Source organism: Stenotrophomonas sp. 22385, assembly GCF_052045085.1.
Taxonomy (GTDB): domain Bacteria; phylum Pseudomonadota; class Gammaproteobacteria; order Xanthomonadales; family Xanthomonadaceae; genus Stenotrophomonas.
The window spans coordinates 345,843-363,574 of sequence record NZ_JBQEOG010000003.1; the positions used below are offsets into that span (position 1 = coordinate 345,843).

Below are 17,732 nucleotides of genomic sequence, written 5' to 3' on the forward strand. Positions count from 1 at the left end.
GTTTCGGTCCCCGGCAGCATACCGGTCCGAATGGAAAACGCGAAGAACCTGTGAACATCGCGTGCAGGGGGCGTCGATACGCCCCCTGCGCGGGGGAGGGGCAGGGGCCGGCTCAGCGGGCTGCCAGCTGGCGCAGGACGTACTGGAGAAGGCCGCCGTGCTTGAAGTACTCCACTTCCTTCGGGGTCAACAGCATCACGTGGGCCTGGAAGCTCGTTGCGGTGCCGTCGGCCTTGGTGGCGGTCACTGTGGCGGTCTTGCTGGCGCCATCGGCCAGGCCGGTGATGTCCACCGTTTCCGAGCCGTCCAGGCCCAGGCTCTGGGCGTTCTCGCCGGCCTGGAACTGCAGCGGCAGCACGCCCATGCCAACCAGGTTGGAGCGGTGGATGCGCTCGAAGCTCTCGGCCATCACGGCCTTCACGCCCAGCAGGTTGGTGCCCTTGGCCGCCCAGTCGCGCGAGGAGCCGGTGCCGTATTCCTTGCCCGCGAACACCACCAGCGGCACGCCTTCGGCCTTGTACTTCATGGCCGCATCGTAGATGGCCAGCTTCTGCGGCTCGCCGCCCGCCTTCGGGAAGTACAGGGTATTGCCGCCTTCCTCGCCGCCGAACATCAGGTTCTTGATGCGGATGTTGGCAAAGGTACCGCGCACCATCACGTCGTCGTTGCCGCGGCGGCTGCCGTAGCTGTTGAAGTCGGCCGGCTGCACGCCGCGCTCCTGCAGGAAGCGGCCCGCCGGCGAGTCCTTCTTGATGTTGCCGGCCGGTGAGATGTGGTCGGTGGTGATCGAGTCGCCGAACAGGCCCATTACCCGCGCCCCGTGCACGTCCTCGATATGGCCGACCTGCATGGTCATGCCATCGAAGTACGGCGGGTTCTTGATGTAGGTGGAGCTGCCATCCCACTCGTACAGGTCGCCATCGGGCGACTGGATGGTGTTCCAGCGGCTGTCGCCCTTGAACACGTCGGCGTAGTTCTGCTTGAACATCTCCGGGCCGATGGTGGCGGCGATGACATCGCCGATTTCCTTGTTGCTCGGCCAGATGTCACGCAGGTATACGGGCTGCCCATCGCTGCCGGTACCGAGCGGCTCGGTGGTGAGGTCGATGTCGGTGGTACCGGCGATCGCGTAGGCGACCACCAGCGGGGGGCTGGCGAGGTAGTTCATCTTCACTTCGGGGTGCACGCGGCCCTCGAAGTTGCGGTTGCCCGACAGCACCGAGGTGACCACCAGGTCGCCGCTGGCGATGGCGGCGCTGACTTCGGTAGGCAACGGGCCGGAATTGCCGATGCAGGTGGTGCAGCCATAGCCGACCACATAGAACCCCACTTTTTCCAGCTCGCTGAGCACACCGGCCTTCTCAAGGTAGTCGGTGACCACGCGCGAGCCCGGGCCGAGCGAGGTCTTCACCCACGGCTTGCGGTCCAGCCCCTTGGCCGCGGCATTGCGTGCCAGCAGGCCGGCGCCGATCATCACCGCCGGGTTGGAGGTGTTGGTGCAGGAGGTGATGGCGGCGATGACCACCGCGCCGTCCTTGAGCCGGTAGCGGGTGCCGTCATGCTCGACATCGGCATAGCCCTTGGCCAGCTGCTCATTGCCGACCGCCGCGCCGCCGCCTTCGTTGACGAACGTGGAGACCTCTTCGTTGCGCTTGTCGCGGTTGGTGGTCAGCCCGCCGAGGTTGTCGCGGTAGTTCTGCTTGACGTCTTCCAGCAGCACGCGGTCCTGCGGGCGCTTGGGGCCGGCCAGCGAGGGCTTGACCTCGCCCATGTCCAGTTCCAGCGTGGCGCTGTAGCTGGCGTGGGCGGTGTTGGCGTCGTGCCACAGGCCCTGGGCCTTGGCGTAGGCTTCGACCAGCGCGATCTGCTCCTCGCTGCGGCCGGACAGCCGCAGGTAGTTCAGCGATTCGTTGTCGATCGGGAAGATGCCGCAGGTGGCGCCGTATTCGGGGGCCATGTTGCCGATGGTGGCGCGGTCGGCCAGGGGCAGGTGCTGCAGGCCTTCGCCGAAGAACTCCACGAACTTGCCCACCACCCCGTGCTTGCGCAGCATCTGGGTAACGGTGAGCACCAGATCGGTGGCGGTGGCGCCTTCAGGCAGGCGCCCGGTGAGCTTGAAGCCGACGACCTGCGGGATCAGCATCGACGAGGGCTGGCCGAGCATGGCCGCCTCGGCCTCGATGCCACCCACGCCCCAGCCCAGCACGCCGATGCCATTGATCATGGTCGTGTGGCTGTCGGTGCCAAACACGGTGTCCGGGTAGGCGACCTGCCTGCCGCCCTTTTCGGCGGTCATCACCACCCGTGCCAGGTTCTCCAGGTTTACCTGGTGGACGATGCCGGTGTTGGGCGGCACCACCTTGAAATTGTCGAACGCCTTCTGGCCCCAGCGCAGGAAGCCATAGCGTTCCTGGTTGCGCTGGAATTCGATCTTGCCGTTGAGGTCCAGCGCGTCAGGGGTGCCGAACACATCCACCTGCACCGAGTGGTCGATGACCAGTTCGGAGGGAATCTGCGGGTTGATCTGCTCTGGGCGGCCGCCCAGCTTGACCACCGCATCGCGCATCGCAGCCAGGTCGACCACGCACGGCACGCCGGTGAAGTCCTGCAGGACCACACGCGCAGGCATGAAGGCGATTTCGATGTCCGGCTCGGCCTTGGGATCCCAGCGCGCCACCGCTTCGATGTGATCCTTGCCGACGGTGACCCCGCCATCCTCATGCCGGAGCAGGTTCTCCAGCAGGATCTTCATCGAATAGGGCAGGTGGGAGATGTCGAACTGCTGTCCGAGCCTGGGCAGGCTGAAATAGTCGTAGGTGGTGCCGCCGACGTCCAGCTGGCTGCGGGTGGAGAACGAATCGCTCATGCGGGGGTGACTCCTCTTGCGGATGGCTTGCAGTGGCCCGTTTCCAGGCCCGCTTGCGATGGCCGGCGGGCGCTGTGCCCGGCCGGGCAGGCCACCAGTATGGCCGATGCCGGGCGGGCCGCAGCGCCGCAGGCCCAGAACGCAAGGTTATACATTCGCATGTAGTTTTCGCGTCAGTGCTGGCCTTGCGGCCTGTACATCCGGATAAACGCCCCCAGTACAGGGGTCCTCAAAGCGACGCGCTGGCCAGCACGGTGAGGCTTACCGTCTGCTCCAATGACCACTGGGTTGTGATCCGGACCCTGTAATGGCCGGGAACCGCGCTGTGGGTGATGGTGAAGGTGTTGTCGTAATGTTCGATGCCCGGATGCGGATCGAGCAGTTCGATGGCGGTGCCGTACCCGAACGGAAGAGGTACCCCGTCCGCGTTGTACAGGTAGGGGTTGGTCTGCAGTACCGCGACATGGCCCTCCGGTGGGACCTGGACCGGGCTGCCGGACACGTACACGCGCAGATGGGTCGGTACAGCCGTCAGCGTGTTCAACAGTGGCAGCCGGACCAGATCTGCCGGCCGGCCGTTCTTCAGATAACGGACTTCCACTATCGCTGGCCATGGGCCCGGGTAATGTTCCAGGAACCGGTGGTCGACATATACCCCGGTTGACGGCGGATAATGGAACAGGCTGAGCCCTTCCACCGCTTCTGGGCTGCCGTTGAGCAGGCAGTCAAGTTCCGCCCCTTCGGGAAGCGGAAGGACGGTATGAAGGCGCGCAATGTTGCTGCCGTGGAGGCGCGGCGGAACATACAGTGCGGGCGGCTCCAAGGCCATGCCGATGTGATCGTAGTGGGACGCTTGGATGGTCATGACGTTCTCCAGAACGTAAAACGGTGACCCCCGTCATCGTTCGACCTGCGCGCCCATCCTTGCCTGTTTTTTGTTAGGGCGCTGCGAAGGCCTGGCACATCCTCCACGGCCGGCGTACCGCATCGTTCCGTTCAGCCGGACCAGGGGGCCCGCACTGGCGGTATGGAATGCAAAGTATGTATAATTCGTACATACCAAGCCGGACCTACTCCATGGAAGCCACCGTCGCCGAACGCGGCCAGATCACCCTGCCCAAGGCGGTTCGGGACGCACTGGGCCTCACCAAGGGAACCCAGCTCAAAGTCGAACTGGACGGCAGCCGGATCATCCTTCGCAAGAGCGTCGATGACGCCATTTCACGTGCCCGCGGCAAGTTCGCACTGGACGGATTTGATTCGTCCGGGGCCGCCGTCCGCGCGGTGCGCGACGAGGGGTAAACCGTGATGATCGCCGTGGATTCGCCGGTCCTGGTCGAACTGCTGAGCAACGGCCCGCAGGCCGATGCCGTGGAGGCCTGCCTGCGCCAGAGCCTGGTTGGCGGGCGGGTGGTGGTGTGCGGCGCGACGCTGGCCGAGATCTGCGCTTCGCTGCGGGGCGGCGCCGAGGTACTGGAGGCGCTGGAGGAAATGGGTGTCCATTTCAATGCGCTGGAGGCCAAGTCGGCCTTGCGGGCCGGTGAAATGCACCGCCGCCACCGCCAGCGCGGCGCCAGTGGCCGAAGCATCGACGAATTCATGGTCGGCGCGCACGCGCTGCTGCAGTGCGACGGCCTGATCACCTGGAACGACACATTTTACCGCGACTACTTCAAGGGCCTGAAGCTGATCGTGCCGCACGCCTGAGCCCGTTACTCAACCGCCGTATTCAACCGAAGTTTTTTTCAAAGAATTTCCCGGGAGTTGTCATGTTGGAAGCCTATCGCCACCACGTAGCCGAGCGCGCCGCGCTTGGCATCCCGCCGCTGCCGCTGAACGCCCAGCAGACGGCCGACGTCATCGAACTGCTGAAGAACCCGCCGGCAGGCGAGGCCGGGTTCCTGCTCGACCTGCTCACCCACCGCGTGCCGGCCGGCGTTGATGACGCCGCCAAGGTCAAGGCTTCGTACCTGGCCGCCATTGCCTTCGGCAGCGAAACCAACGCGCTGATCTCGCGCGAGCGCGCCACCGAACTGCTGGGCACCATGCTGGGCGGCTACAACGTCGCGCCGCTGGTGCAGCTGCTGGACGACGCCGTGGTCGGCGCGATCGCCGCCACCGCGCTGAAGAACACGCTGCTGGTGTTCGATGCGTTCCACGACGTGCAGGAAAAGGCCAAGGCCGGCAACGCAAACGCCCAGGGCGTGCTGCAGAGCTGGGCCGATGCCGAGTGGTTCACCAGCCGCCCGGAAGTGCCGCAGAGCCTGACCATCACCGTGCTCAAGGTGACCGGCGAAACCAACACCGACGACCTGTCGCCGGCCCCGGATGCGACCACCCGCCCGGACATCCCGCTGCACGCCTTGGCGATGCTCAAGAACAAGCGCGATGGCATCGAGCCGGAAGAAGACGGCAAGCGCGGCCCGGTCAAGTTCATTGAATCGCTGAAGGAAAAGGGCCACCTGGTGGCTTACGTGGGCGACGTGGTCGGTACCGGTTCGAGCCGCAAGTCGGCCACCAACTCGGTGCTGTGGTTCACCGGCGAAGACATTCCGTTCATTCCGAACAAGCGTTTCGGTGGCGTGTGCCTGGGGTCGAAGATCGCTCCGATCTTCTACAACACCATGGAAGACGCCGGCGCGCTGCCGATCGAGCTGGACGTGTCGCAGATGAACATGGGTGACGTGGTCGAGCTGCGTCCCTACGACGGCAAGGCGCTGAAGGACGGCCAGGTCATTGCCGAGTTCCAGGTCAAGTCCGACGTGCTGTTCGACGAAGTGCGCGCCGGTGGCCGCATTCCGCTGATCATCGGCCGCGGCCTGACCGCCAAGGCACGCGAAGCGCTGGGCCTGGCCCCGACCGACCTGTTCCGCCTGCCGATGGACCCGCCGGATACCGGCAAGGGCTTCTCGCTGGCGCAGAAGATGGTTGGCCGCGCCTGTGGCCTGCCGGAAGGCCAGGGCATGCGCCCGGGCACCTACTGCGAACCCAAGATGACCTCGGTCGGCTCGCAGGACACCACCGGCCCGATGACCCGCGACGAGCTGAAGGACCTGGCCTGCCTGGGCTTCTCGGCCGACCTGGTGATGCAGTCGTTCTGCCACACCGCGGCGTACCCGAAGCCGGTGGACGTCAAGACCCACCACACGCTGCCGGAATTCATTTCCACCCGTGGCGGCGTGTCGCTGCGTCCGGGCGATGGCGTGATCCACAGCTGGCTCAACCGCATGCTGCTGCCCGACACCGTCGGCACCGGCGGCGATTCGCACACCCGTTTCCCGGTGGGCATTTCGTTCCCGGCCGGCTCCGGCCTGGTGGCCTTCGCGGCAGCCACCGGCGTGATGCCGCTGGACATGCCCGAATCGGTGCTCGTGCGCTTCAAGGGCACGATGCAGCCGGGCGTGACCCTGCGTGACCTGGTCAACGCCATTCCGCTGTACGCGATCAAGTCCGGCCTGCTGACCGTGGCCAAGGCCGGCAAGAAGAACATCTTCTCCGGCCGCATCCTGGAAATCGAAGGCCTGCCGGACCTGAAGGTCGAGCAGGCGTTCGAACTGTCCGATGCCTCGGCCGAACGTTCGGCCGCCGGTTGCTCGGTGCACCTGAACAAGGAACCGATCATCGAGTACCTTACCAGCAACATCACGCTGCTGAAGTGGATGATCGCCGAGGGTTACCAGGACGCCCGTTCGCTGGCGCGCCGCATCGAGAAGATGGAAGCCTGGCTGGCCAACCCGGAGCTGCTGCAGCCGGATGCCGACGCCGAATACGCCGCCGTCATCGAGATCGACCTGGCCGACATCCACGAGCCGATCGTGGCGTGCCCGAACGATCCGGACGACGTCAAGACGCTGTCGGACGTGGCCGGTGCAGCCATCGATGAAGTCTTCATCGGTTCGTGCATGACCAACATCGGCCACTTCCGTGCGGCTGCGAAGCTGCTGGAAGGCAAGCGCGACATCCCGACCAAGCTGTGGGTGGCCCCGCCGACCAAGATGGATGCCTCGGAGCTGACCAAGGAAGGCCACTACGGCACCTTCGGCACCGCCGGTGCCCGCATGGAAATGCCGGGCTGCTCGCTGTGCATGGGCAACCAGGCACAGGTGCGCGAGGGCGCGACGGTGTTCTCGACCTCGACCCGCAACTTCCCGAACCGCCTGGGCCGCAACTCCAACGTGTACCTGGGTTCGGCCGAGCTGGCCGCGATCTGCTCGCGCCTGGGTCGCATCCCGACCAAGGAAGAGTACATGGCCGACATCGGCGTGCTGGATGCCAGCAGCAAGGACATCTACCGCTACATGAACTTCGACCAGATCGAGGACTACCAGGACGTGGCCAAGACGGTTGCCGCCTGAGCCTGATCGGCTGATGTGTTGAACGAAAACCCCCGGTGAGAGCCGGGGGTTTTTCTTTGGTCGCCGATTGATCATGCATGCCGCACCGCACGCGATCATTGTCAGCGTCGTGGATATCGGAACGGCCACGCGTTGTCGGCGTCGTGGCTGCGTTCGGCGCAGACGGCGCGGAAGGTTTCAACGAACGCCTGCTGCAGGCGGGTGGGGTGCCAGTCGGCGCGGGTGGTGAGGCCGATGCGGCGGCGCAGGTCGTCGCCGGCGCTGCCGATTTCGCTGAGCAGGCCGGCGCGGCGTTCGATCACGAACTGGTCGCGTGACATCAGGGTGAGCCAGTCGTCTTCCAGCAGCAGGCCGCGGGTGATCAGCACCGAGCCGCATTCGATGCGCAGGCGAGGCGGTTCATGGCCATGCTGGCGGAACATGCGTTCCCAACGGGCGCGCACAGGCGCGCCGGTGGCGGCGATCACCCAGGGAAACGCCAATAGCCGGTCGAACTCAAGCCGGCCGCTGCCGGCCAGCGGGTGCCCGCTGCGCGCGACGATCACCGGGTCATCGTCGAACAGGCCTTCCTGCGCGACATCGCGTACGGGCAGGGTGTCGCGCATCGCACCGATCAACAGATCCAGGCTGCCTGCACGCAGATCGCCCAGCAGTTCCGCATAAGGCCCTTCGATCACATTGACCGATGCGCCCGGGTGGGCGCGGGCAAAGCGCGCCAGTACCTGCGGCAGCAGGATCGCGCGGGCCAGCGGCATCACGCCGAGCGTGACCCTGCCGCCCTGTTCGGAGCGCAGCAGGGCCACTTCGTCCAGGCCGGCTGCCAGTTCAGACAGCGCCAGCCGCACCAGCCGCAGCATGCGGGTAGCGGCCGGGGTGGTCTGCACGGTCTTGCCGTGGCGTTCGGTCAGCGGGGTTTCGATGGCGGTACCCAGCTCATGCACGGCGCGGTAGATCGCTGGTTGCGAGATGCCGGCGCGCGCTGCGGCCAGGGTGAAGCTGCCGGCATCGTCCACCGCCACGAGTGCGCGCAGCTGGCCGAGCGTGACGCGGCGTTCCACTGCGGGCAACGCGGGCAGGCGCTGTGCACGCCGTGCCAGGCGCACGCCATCAGCGATGTAGCCCAAAGCGCGCTCGATGCGGGGCACCAGCAGTTCCGCTGCTTCCGTCGGTGCCATGCCGCCGGGCTGGCGGTCGAAGAGGGGGGCGTCCAGTTGGTTCTCCAACCGCGCAATCGCCTGGGTCAACGCGGGCTGGGAGAGATTCACGTGTGGCGCGGCGGCGCTGATGCCGCCGTGGTGGTGCACCGCAACCAGCGCATGCAGATGCTTCAGGTTCAGTTCAAAGGGCCGGTTCATGGATCAACTATAACCAAACCAAATGGCTGTTGCGGAAATCGATCTTGAGGGGTCAGCGCTGGAGGACAACACTGCATCATCGTCATTGAAGGATGGATGGATGTCCCGCGTCGTCACCCGTGTCGAACGCGCCGCTGACGGCGCACTCCAGGTCCTGGCCCAGGCAGGTGTGGCCACCGCGCATGAGGCGCAGGGCCGCAGCGGCCTGCTGCACTCGCGGCTGCGCCCGATCTACAGCGGCGCCCGCATCGCCGGCAGCGCCGTCACCGTGTCAGTGCCCCCCGGCGACAACTGGATGATGCATGTGGCCATCGAGCAGCTGCGCGAAGGCGATGTGCTGGTAGTGGCGCCGACCAGCGACTGCACTGATGGCTACTTCGGCGACCTGCTGGCCACCTCGGCGCAGGTGCGCGGCTGCCGTGGGCTGGTGATCGATGCCGGCGTGCGCGATGTGCGCGACCTTACTGCAATGGGCTTTCCGGTCTGGAGCCGGGCGATCCACGCGCAGGGTACGGTCAAGGAAACACTGGGCTCGGTCAACGTGCCGGTGGTGTGCGGCGGTGCGCTGGTCCACCCCGGCGACGTGGTGATCGCCGACGATGACGGCGTGTGCATCGTGCCGCGTGCCGATGCGGCGCGGGTGGCGGCCGAATCGCAGGCGCGCGAAGCCCGCGAGGCCGAGAAGCGCGAACGCCTGGCCAAGGGCGAGCTGGGCCTGGACATCTACGCGATGCGCGAACGCCTGGCGGCCAAGGGCCTGCGGTATGAGTAAAGGTGTGCCGGCCATGTGGATGCGCGGCGGCACGTCCAAGGGCGGCTACTTCCTGGCCGCCGACCTGCCGCCCGATGCGAACGCGCGCGATGCGTTCCTGCTGCGCGCCTACGGCTCGCCGGACCCACGCCAGATCGACGGCATGGGCGGCGCCGATCCGCTGACCTCCAAGGTCGCGGTGGTATCGCCTTCCCGCCAGCCCGGCGCGGACGTGGATTACCTGTTCCTGCAGGTGTTCGTCGACCAGGCGGTGGTGAGCGATGCGCAGAACTGCGGCAACCTGCTGGCCGGGGTCGGGCCGTTCGCCCTTGAACGCGGGCTCGTGCAACCCACCGGCGAAAGCACCGACGTGCGCATCTTCATGGTGAACACCGGCAAGATGGCCACCGCCAACGTACAGACCCCCGGCGGCCAGGTGCGCTACGACGGTCCGGCGCGGATCGACGGGGTGCCGGGCACGGCGGCGGCGATTCCGCTGACCTTCGCCGACATCGCCGGTTCCAGCTGCGGCGCGTTGCTGCCGACCGGCCGCGACGTCGATGTGATCGACGGGGTGGAGCTCACCCTGATCGACAACGGCATGCCCTGCGTGGTGCTGCGCGCCAGCGACATGGGCGTGAGCGGGTACGAGGACCGCGCCACGCTGGATGCCGACGCTACGTTGAAGGCGCGGCTGGAGGCGATCCGGCTGCAGGCCGGGCCGTTGATGAATCTGGGCGATGTCAGCGCGCAGTCGGTACCCAAGATGATGCTGGTGGCGGCCCCGCGCGACGGCGGCGCGCTGTGCGTGCGTTCGTTCATTCCACACCGCTGCCACGCGTCCATCGGGGTGCTCGGCGCGGTCACCGTGGCCACGGCCTGCCTGCTGCCCGGCTCGCCGGCCCAAGCGCTCGCACTAGTGCCCGATGGCAGCCGGCTGCAACTGGATATCGAACACCCCAGCGGCAGCACCGGCTGCGTGCTGGAGCGCGACGCGCACGGGCAGGTGACCGCTGCGGCCATCCTGCGCACCGCCCGAAAGCTGTTCGACGGCGTGCTGTTCGACTGAATACGCACGACGTCTCTATTCTTGTGACCTGGGAGGGTTGTTATGACTGTGGTTGAGAAGCGGCAGGGCCGCTTCGGCGTCTTTGGCCAGCTGTGGTTCCAGGTGCTGGCCGGCACCATCATCGGCGTCGTGCTGGGTTGGCTGCAGCCGGACTGGGGTTCGGCGATGAAGCCGTTCGGCGATGCCTTCATCAAGCTGATCCGCATGATGATCGGCCCGATCATCTTCGTGACGGTGGTGCACGGCATCGCCGGCATGCGCGACATGCGCAGCGTCGGTCGGCTCGCGCTGAAGTCGCTGATCTATTTCGAGGTGATCACCATCCTGGCGCTGATTGTCGGGCTGGTCGCGGTTGATCTGTGGCAGCCCGGCGCCGGCATGAACATCGACCCGGCCACCATCGACATGGCCAGCATCCAGGGCTACGTGCATTCCGCGCACGACCAGTCGATCGTGTCCTACATCATGGCGATCATCCCCAACACACTGGTCAGTGCATTCACCGAGGCGCACGTGCTGCAGGTGCTGTTCGTGGCGGTGCTGTTCGGCGTGGCGCTGGCCTCGATCGGTGAGCGCGGCGCGCCGGTGATGAAGGTCATCGAAGGCACGTCGTCGGCACTGTTCAAGATCATCGGCTACGTCATGTACTTTGCGCCGATTGGTGCGTTCGGTGCCATCGCCTTCACCGTCGGCCAGTTCGGCGCCGGTTCGCTGTTGTCGCTGGGCGAGCTGATCATCGAATTCTTCGTGGTCTGCGCGGCGTTCACGGTGTTCGTGCTCGGCGCGGTGTGCTGGTGGACCGGCGCCAGTCTGTGGCGGCTGCTGGCTTACCTGCGCGATGAAATCGTGATCGTGGCAGCCACCACCTCCACCGAAACGGTGCTGCCGCGCCTGATCGAGAAGATGAAGAAGCTGGGCTGCGAGGAAGGCGTGGTCGGCTTCGTGATTCCGGCGGGTTACTCGTTCAACCTCGATGGCACCTGCCTGTACTTGACCACGGTGGCGCTGTTCCTGGCCCAGGCGACCAATACCGAGCTGACCGTGTGGCACCAGTTGGGGCTGATCGCGGTGCTGCTGCTGACCTCCAAGGGCGCTGCCGGCGTGGCCGGCGCCGCGTTCGTGGTGCTGGCAGCGACGCTGGGCACCACCGGGACCATCCCGGTAGCCAGCATCGCGTTGATCCTGGGCATCCACCGCATCCTGGCGGAAGGCCTGACGTTCGTGAACCTGGTCGGCAACGCGATCGCCGTGCTGGTGATCGCCAAGTGGGAAGGCAAGCTGGACGAGAAAGTGATGGCTGCCCAGATCGGCACCCGCCGCGCCCGCCTGCGCCACGTCGGCGTGCGCGAAGCCTGACTGACGCTCCGCGGGCTGCCCGCGGCGCCTACCTGACTACATTGAACCCGCTGCCCACGGCAGCGGGGAGGGAGTTTTCATGTCAATTCTGCGCAACACCTCGCTGGCGCTGCTGGTCAGCGCTGCACTTGCCGCCCCGGCCGCCGCCGAGGACACCCTGCCGAAGGGCGTCGACCTGACCCTGGATTTTGTCGGCAATGTTGCGTCCAATCCCGTGGGCGGGGTGGAGCAGGGCACCGAAGGCTCGTACTGGATCATGGCCCAGTCGAAGTTCGACCTGGACGCGCTGTTCGGCGTGCACAACACCGACGTGGACGCGCAGTGGGCCTGGTTTGCCGGGCGCAACCTGGCGCGCGAGAAGATCGGCAATTCGATCAGCGCGCAGCAGACCTGGCGGCCGGTGGCCGGTGGCCGCCTGACCCGGCTGACCGTACGCCACCGCTTCGACAACGGGCTGAGCATCACCGCCGGCCGCGCACCGGTGAACAGCTATTTCAACAACTCCGCGCTCAACTGCGTGTTCATGAGCAACGCGATGTGCCTCACCCCGTATGGCGCGATCACCGACCTGGGCATCACCGCGTTCCCCAACTCGTCCTGGGCCGGCATCCTGCGCTACGACGTGAATGATCGCTGGTACGTGCAGAGCGGCGCGTTCGACTACAACAACGAGCTGAACAAGGCCGGCAAGAACGGGCTGGATTTCTCGGTTGGCGAAGGCACCGGCACCATCACCGCCTATGAAGCCGGCTACCAGACCAGCTTCGCCAACGACCGGCGGCCGCGCACCTACCGGGTGGGCATGTACCGTAATACCGACGGCGGCAAGAGCTCTTACTTCGATGCCAATGGCAACTCGGCCTCGCTGACCGGCAAGCCCACGGCGATGCAGGCGGGCGCACGCGCAGGCTGGTACGCGATGGCCGACCAGACCGTGTGGCGCGGCGAGGGCAAGCGCAACCTGGCGCTGTTCGCGCGCGCCTACGTGAATACCGGCAACGAAGCGCCGGTGGACCAGTTCGCCGCGGTCGGCTTCGTCAAGACCGGCACCTTCGCCGGCCGCGACCAGGACACGTTGGCGATGTTCGTCTCCAACACCCACTTCAGCGATGAGCAGATCGCTTTCCTGCGCGACCGCCGCGCGCGCAACGGTGGCAGCGGCGGGCCGAACGCCGACGAGATCATCGCCGAGCTCAGCTATGGCTGGGCGGTGCACAAGGGCATCCGGCTGATGCCCAACCTGCAGTATGTGATCAATCCGGACCCGATCTACGCGCCGACCCGTACCACCGACATTCCCGACGCGCTGATCGTCGGGCTGCGCGTGGACGTCCACTTTGCCCAGCTGTTTGGCTGGTGATTCCTCCCCACGAGGCCCCTGATGATCATCGATTGCCACGGTCACTACACGACCGCTCCCGCCAGCCACGATGCGTTCCGCAAGGCGCAGGTGGCCCATTTCAACGACCCTGCGCTGCCGTCGCCGGTGTACCCGCTGATCAGCGACGACGAACTGCGCGAAAGCGTCGAGGGTAACCAGCTGCGCCTGCTGCGGGAGCGCGGCGCGGACATGACGATCTTCTCGCCGCGCGCCAGCACCATGGCCCACCACATCGGCGACGAGGCGGTGAGCGCGGCATGGACCCGGCGCTGCAACGACCTGATCGCGCGCGTGGTGGCGCTGTACCCGGAGACCTTCATCGGCGTGTGCCAGCTGCCGCAGTCGCCCGGCGTGCCCATCGCCAACTCGATCGCCGAGCTGGAGCGCTGCGTCAACGAGCTGGGCTTTGTCGGCTGCAACCTCAATCCGGACCCTTCTGGCGGCCACTGGAACGGGCTGCCGCTGACCGACCGCGCCTGGTACCCGTTCTTCGAGAAGATGGTGGAGCTTGACGTGCCGGCCATGGTGCATGTCTCGGGAAGCTGCAATGCCAATTTCCACGCCACCGGCGCGCATTACCTCAATGCCGACACCACTGCGTTCATGCAGTTCCTGCAGGGCGACCTGTTCGGTGACTTCCCGGAACTGCGCTTCATCATCCCGCACGGCGGCGGCGCGGTGCCCTACCACTGGGGCCGCTTCCGCGGCCTGGCCGACATGCTGGGCAAGCCGCCGCTGAACGAGCATGTGATGAAGAATGTGTTCTTCGACACCTGCGTTTACCATCAATCGGGTATTGACCTGCTGTTCAAGGTGATCGACATCGACAACATCCTGTTCGGCTCGGAAATGGTTGGCGCGGTGCGGGGCATCGACCCGGAAACCGGGCAGTACTTCGACGACACGCTGCGCTATGTGGACGCGCTGGGGCTGTCGGCAGCGGATCGCAGCAAGGTGCTGTCGGGCAATGCGCGCCGGGTGTACCCACGGTTGGACGCGCGGCTGAAGGCGAGGGGACTGTGATGTCGGATTTCGTGAAAGATGCCGATTGGCTGGATTTCTGCCCGGACCCGAGCCGGCCGGTGTTCGTGCCGCCGCCGGGCGCGGTGGATGCCCATTGCCATGTATTCGGGCCGGGGGACGAGTTCCCGTATGCGCCCGAGCGCAAGTACACGCCCTGCGATGCCGGCAAGGCGCAGTTGTTCGCGCTGCGCGATTACCTGGGCTTTGAGCGCAACGTGATCGTGCAGGCGACCTGCCACGGTGCCGACAACCGTGCGCTGGTGGATGCGCTGCGCAGTGCCGATGGGCGGGCGCGTGGTGTGGCCACGGTGAGGGATACGGTCACCGACGGCGAACTGCGCGAGCTGCATGAAGCCGGTGTGCGTGGGGTGCGCTTCAATTTCGTGAAGCGGCTGGTGGACCCGAAGCCGGATGCTTACTACCACGCCATCATTGAACGGATCGTGCCGCTGGGCTGGCATGTTGTCGTGTACTTCGAGGCTGCCGATCTGGCCGAGCGCTGGGATTTCTTCACCTCGCTGCCGACCACGGTGGTGGTGGACCACATGGGGCGGCCGGATGTGACCCGGCCGGTGGACGGCCCGGAGTTCCAGCGTTTCGTGCGGTTGATGCGGGAACACCCGAATGTGTGGAGCAAGGTGAGCTGTCCGGAGCGGCTGTCGCAGTCCGGGCCACCCACGTATGACGATGTGGTGCCATTCGCACGGCACCTGGTCGAGCGGTTCCCGGACCGGGTACTGTGGGGCACGGACTGGCCGCACCCGAACCTGAAGTCGCACATGCCCGATGACGGCACGCTGGTGGAGTTCATTCCACGGATTGCGGTGACGGCAGAGCAGCAGCAGAAGCTGCTGGTGGACAACCCGATGCGATTGTACTGGGGTTGACGGGCGAGAGCGTCACGACCAACGGTCGTGACCTACCGCGGTTGGCCGGTCGCGCACGACCGTTGGCCGGCGCGGTTGGCCGGTCGCGCACGATCGGTGGCCGGCGCGGTTGATCGGTAGCGCACGACCGTTGGTCGTGCGTTGGCCGGCGCCGCCGCGGGATCAACCCCGCGCGTGCGCCATCAGGCGCTCGGCGATCCGCTCCAGCGGAACCTGCTCGTCGGTGGCGCCGAGCTTGAAGGCGGCGCCCGGCATGCCCCAGACCACGCTGGTGGCTTCGTCCTGGACCAGCGTCGGGGCGCCGACGTTCTTCAGCTCCAGCAGCCCACGCGCCCCATCGTCGCCCATGCCGGTGAGGATGGCGCCGATGGCGTTGGCGCCGGCGCTTTCTGCCACCGAACGGAACAGCACGTCCACGGCCGGCTTGTGCCGGTTCACCGCCGGGCCGTCATCCACCCGGCAACGCCAGCGCGCACCGTCACGGATGACCCGCAGGTGCTTGCCGCCGGGCGGCAGATAGGCGTGGCCGGCCAGCACGGCTTCGCCGTCAGTGGCTTCGCGCACGGACATCGCCGAGTGGCGGTCAAGGCGTTCGGCAAACGCCGTGCTGAAGGTCGCGGGCAGGTGCTGGGTGAGCACCACCGCCGGCGCATCGGCCGGCAGGCCTTCGAGCACCACGCGCAGCGCTTCGGTACCGCCTGCCGAGGCGCCGATGGCGATCAGGCGGTCGGTGGTACGGAACTGGATCGAGCGCGCGGGCGTGGGCGCGATGGCGTCCAGGGTGATGCGCGGAGTGATCGGGCGGGCCAGGGTGCGCACGCGCGAGCGCGCCGCCATCTTGACCTTGCCGATGATCTCTTCGGCATAGCCCTGCAGACCACGTGCCACGTCGAACTTGGGCTTGGAGATGAAATCCACCGCGCCCAGCGCCAGCGCCTGCAGGGTGGTGTCGGCGCCGCGCTCGGTCAGCGATGAGATCATCACCACCGGCAGCGGGTGCAGGCGCATCAGGTTTTCCAGGAATGCCAGCCCATCCATGCGCGGCATTTCCACGTCCAGCGTGATCACGTCCGGGGCCAAACGCTTGATCTTCTCGCGCGCCAGCAATGGATCGGCGGCCGTGCCGACCACTTCGATGGCCGGGTCGCTGGCGAGGATCTCGCTCAGCATCTGCCGCACCACCGCCGAATCGTCGACGATCAGAACCCTGCAGGGTGAACCGTTAATCATTCGAACAGCTCCACGCCACCGGTGACCGGGGCCTTGGACAGGCGGGCACGCACGGCCGATTCGGTCGCGGCCACTTCGGCTTCGTGGGCGTGCGGCAGGCGCTGCACCACCACCCGGCCGGTGTCGGCGAAGAACCAGACCTTGCGTGGGTGGATGCCACACAGGTCTTCGGCCAGCACAGGGATATGTTCCGCCTGCAGGTACTGGCGGACGAACTCGGCGTTGCGCGTGCCGACCGGGTTGCTGGTAAAGCCCTTGAGCACGTTGGCGCCGCCGAACACTTTGGCTTCCAGGCGCTTGCGGTGCGCGCCGCGCTTGAGCAGGTCGTTGATCAGAAGTTCCATGGCATAGCTGCCGTAACGGGCCGGGGCACCATCGCCCACGTTGCCTTCGGGCAGCAGGAAATGGTTCATGCCACCGATCTTCAGCACCGGGTCGCGCAGGCACGCCGCCACGCACGAGCCCAGGGTCGTGGTCAGTGCGGTGTCGTCGTCGACCACGAGGTACTGGGTGGGCAGCAGCTTGGCGGCGGTAACCTTGAAGCGGCTGTCGAAGTAACGCATCACATCGTCGGGGCGGGCAGCCAGGTTCATGCCGGGGCTCCGGGCGCACGCTTGTACAGGGTGCGCCCGCACGGCTGGATCAAGTCGGCGGCGTGCAGGTAGTTCTCCGAGTGGCCGGTGTAGAGCAGGCCATCGTCTCCCATGTGCTGGATCAGGCGCGACAGGATGCCGCGCTGGGTGGGCTTGTCGAAATAGATCATGACGTTGCGGCAGAACAGGGCATCGAACGGGCCACCGACGTCGTACCGGGGTGCGAGCAGGTTGAGCGGGCGGAAATCGATCAGCTCGCGCAATGCCGGATGCACGCGGCACTGGCCTTCGTTGGGTCCGCTGCCGCGCTGGAAGTAGCGCTTCTTGATCGCCGGGTCCAGGCCCGAGACGCGGTCGATGGCGTATACGCCGCGGCTCGCGGTGGCCAGCACCTGGGTGTCCACGTCGGTGGCGAGGATGCGCACGGGCGGCTTCAGCGTGCCGAACGCCTCACAGGCGGTGATCGCCATGGAGTAGGGCTCTTCACCGGTGGAAGCCGCGCATGACCACAGCTGCAGGGGGCCGTGGCCGGCCCGCGCGCGCAGCTCGGTGTCGAGCTTTTCGAAATGATGCGGTTCGCGGAAGAACGCGGTCAGGTTGGTGGTCAGTGCATTGGTGAATGCCTGCCACTCATCGCCGCCCTGGCTTTCCAGCTGGTCCAGGTACTCCTGGAAACTGCGCAGGCCGAGCGTGCGCAGCCGGCGCGAGAGCCGGCCGTAGACCATGTCGCGCTTGGCCGGCGCCAGCGAAATGCCGACGCGCTGATAGATCAGGTCGCAGATGCGGCGGAAGTCGCGGTCGGCGAACTCGAATTCGCGGCCGGTCGTAGATGCAGCAGAGACAGGTGCGGCGGGCGTGGTCACGGG

Annotated in this window: 15 protein-coding genes; 9 read left to right on the forward strand and 6 right to left on the reverse strand. The window is 66.5% G+C overall.

The genetic code is table 11. The annotated features are described in order from the left end of the window. Positions 1-112 precede the first annotated feature (112 nt). Together acnA and ACTJI4_RS08225 are read right to left on the reverse strand one after the other, a co-directional pair. Positions 113-2,866 carry an aconitate hydratase AcnA gene (acnA, locus tag ACTJI4_RS08220; protein ID WP_440869008.1) on the reverse strand — a complete coding sequence of 918 codons (2,754 nt, stop codon included), beginning with the start codon at positions 2,864-2,866 and terminating at the stop codon, positions 113-115. Positions 2,867-3,095: 229 nt separating this feature from the next. Then, on the reverse strand, positions 3,096-3,731 hold the full coding sequence (locus ACTJI4_RS08225) for a hypothetical protein (RefSeq protein ID WP_440869009.1): 636 nt from the start codon (positions 3,729-3,731) through the stop codon (positions 3,096-3,098). Between the two features lie 212 nt (positions 3,732-3,943). Here ACTJI4_RS08225 and ACTJI4_RS08230 point away from each other — a divergent pair, with 212 nt between their 5' ends. From ACTJI4_RS08230 to acnB, 3 genes are all read left to right on the forward strand, one after another. Beyond that, positions 3,944-4,168: an AbrB/MazE/SpoVT family DNA-binding domain-containing protein gene (locus ACTJI4_RS08230; RefSeq protein WP_392917162.1), complete on the forward strand. Its 225-nt coding sequence runs from the start codon at positions 3,944-3,946 to the stop codon at positions 4,166-4,168. A 6-nt stretch (positions 4,169-4,174) separates the two neighbouring features. Beyond that, on the forward strand, positions 4,175-4,573 hold the full coding sequence (locus tag ACTJI4_RS08235; RefSeq protein ID WP_392917601.1) for a type II toxin-antitoxin system VapC family toxin: 399 nt from the start codon (positions 4,175-4,177) through the stop codon (positions 4,571-4,573). A gap of 62 nt (positions 4,574-4,635) precedes the next feature. Next, on the forward strand, positions 4,636-7,221 hold the full coding sequence (gene acnB, locus ACTJI4_RS08240) for a bifunctional aconitate hydratase 2/2-methylisocitrate dehydratase (RefSeq protein WP_440869010.1): 2,586 nt from the start codon (positions 4,636-4,638) through the stop codon (positions 7,219-7,221). 101 nt (positions 7,222-7,322) lie between these two features. Here acnB and ACTJI4_RS08245 read toward each other — a convergent pair whose 3' ends face one another. Next, positions 7,323-8,576 (reverse strand): LysR family transcriptional regulator, encoded by a 1,254-nt coding sequence (locus ACTJI4_RS08245; RefSeq protein WP_440869011.1) that lies wholly within the window; start codon positions 8,574-8,576, stop codon positions 7,323-7,325. A gap of 100 nt (positions 8,577-8,676) precedes the next feature. Here ACTJI4_RS08245 and ACTJI4_RS08250 point away from each other — a divergent pair, with 100 nt between their 5' ends. The 6 genes from ACTJI4_RS08250 to ACTJI4_RS08275 all read left to right on the forward strand — a co-directional run bounded on the left by ACTJI4_RS08250 (position 8,677) and on the right by ACTJI4_RS08275 (position 15,043). Beyond that, positions 8,677-9,348, forward strand: a complete 672-nt coding sequence (locus ACTJI4_RS08250) for a 4-carboxy-4-hydroxy-2-oxoadipate aldolase/oxaloacetate decarboxylase (protein ID WP_440869012.1) — start codon at positions 8,677-8,679, stop codon at positions 9,346-9,348. Further along, entirely contained in the window at positions 9,341-10,396 is a 1,056-nt protein-coding gene (locus ACTJI4_RS08255) for a 4-oxalomesaconate tautomerase (protein WP_440869013.1), read from the forward strand. Before ACTJI4_RS08250 ends, ACTJI4_RS08255 begins: the two co-directional genes overlap by 8 nt. Before the next feature lie 42 nt (positions 10,397-10,438). Next, a complete protein-coding gene (dctA, locus tag ACTJI4_RS08260; RefSeq protein ID WP_440869014.1) occupies positions 10,439-11,752 on the forward strand; it encodes a C4-dicarboxylate transporter DctA in 1,314 nt (437 codons plus the stop codon). A 79-nt stretch (positions 11,753-11,831) separates the two neighbouring features. Further along, entirely contained in the window at positions 11,832-13,112 is a 1,281-nt protein-coding gene (locus ACTJI4_RS08265; RefSeq protein WP_440869015.1) for a carbohydrate porin, read from the forward strand. A 21-nt stretch (positions 13,113-13,133) separates the two neighbouring features. After that, the gene (locus ACTJI4_RS08270) at positions 13,134-14,156 is read left to right on the forward strand and encodes an amidohydrolase family protein (RefSeq protein ID WP_440869016.1); all 1,023 of its coding nucleotides are present in this window, start codon (positions 13,134-13,136) and stop codon (positions 14,154-14,156) included. An 11-nt stretch (positions 14,157-14,167) separates the two neighbouring features. Beyond that, a complete protein-coding gene (locus tag ACTJI4_RS08275) occupies positions 14,168-15,043 on the forward strand; it encodes an amidohydrolase family protein (protein WP_440869017.1) in 876 nt (291 codons plus the stop codon). A 162-nt stretch (positions 15,044-15,205) separates the two neighbouring features. Here the strand turns inward: ACTJI4_RS08275 and ACTJI4_RS08280 are convergent, their stop codons facing one another. From ACTJI4_RS08280 to ACTJI4_RS08290, 3 genes are read right to left on the reverse strand one after another with little or no spacing between them, the layout of a single operon-like run. After that, positions 15,206-16,273 carry a protein-glutamate methylesterase/protein-glutamine glutaminase gene (locus ACTJI4_RS08280; RefSeq protein WP_440869018.1) on the reverse strand — a complete coding sequence of 356 codons (1,068 nt, stop codon included), beginning with the start codon at positions 16,271-16,273 and terminating at the stop codon, positions 15,206-15,208. After that, positions 16,270-16,866 (reverse strand): chemoreceptor glutamine deamidase CheD, encoded by a 597-nt coding sequence (gene cheD / locus ACTJI4_RS08285; RefSeq protein ID WP_282248259.1) that lies wholly within the window; start codon positions 16,864-16,866, stop codon positions 16,270-16,272. The genes ACTJI4_RS08280 and cheD overlap by 4 nt, the downstream gene beginning before the upstream one ends. Continuing rightward, positions 16,863-17,729, reverse strand: a complete 867-nt coding sequence (locus ACTJI4_RS08290) for a CheR family methyltransferase (RefSeq protein WP_392917194.1) — start codon at positions 17,727-17,729, stop codon at positions 16,863-16,865. Before ACTJI4_RS08290 ends, cheD begins: the two co-directional genes overlap by 4 nt. Positions 17,730-17,732: the final 3 nt, after the last annotated feature.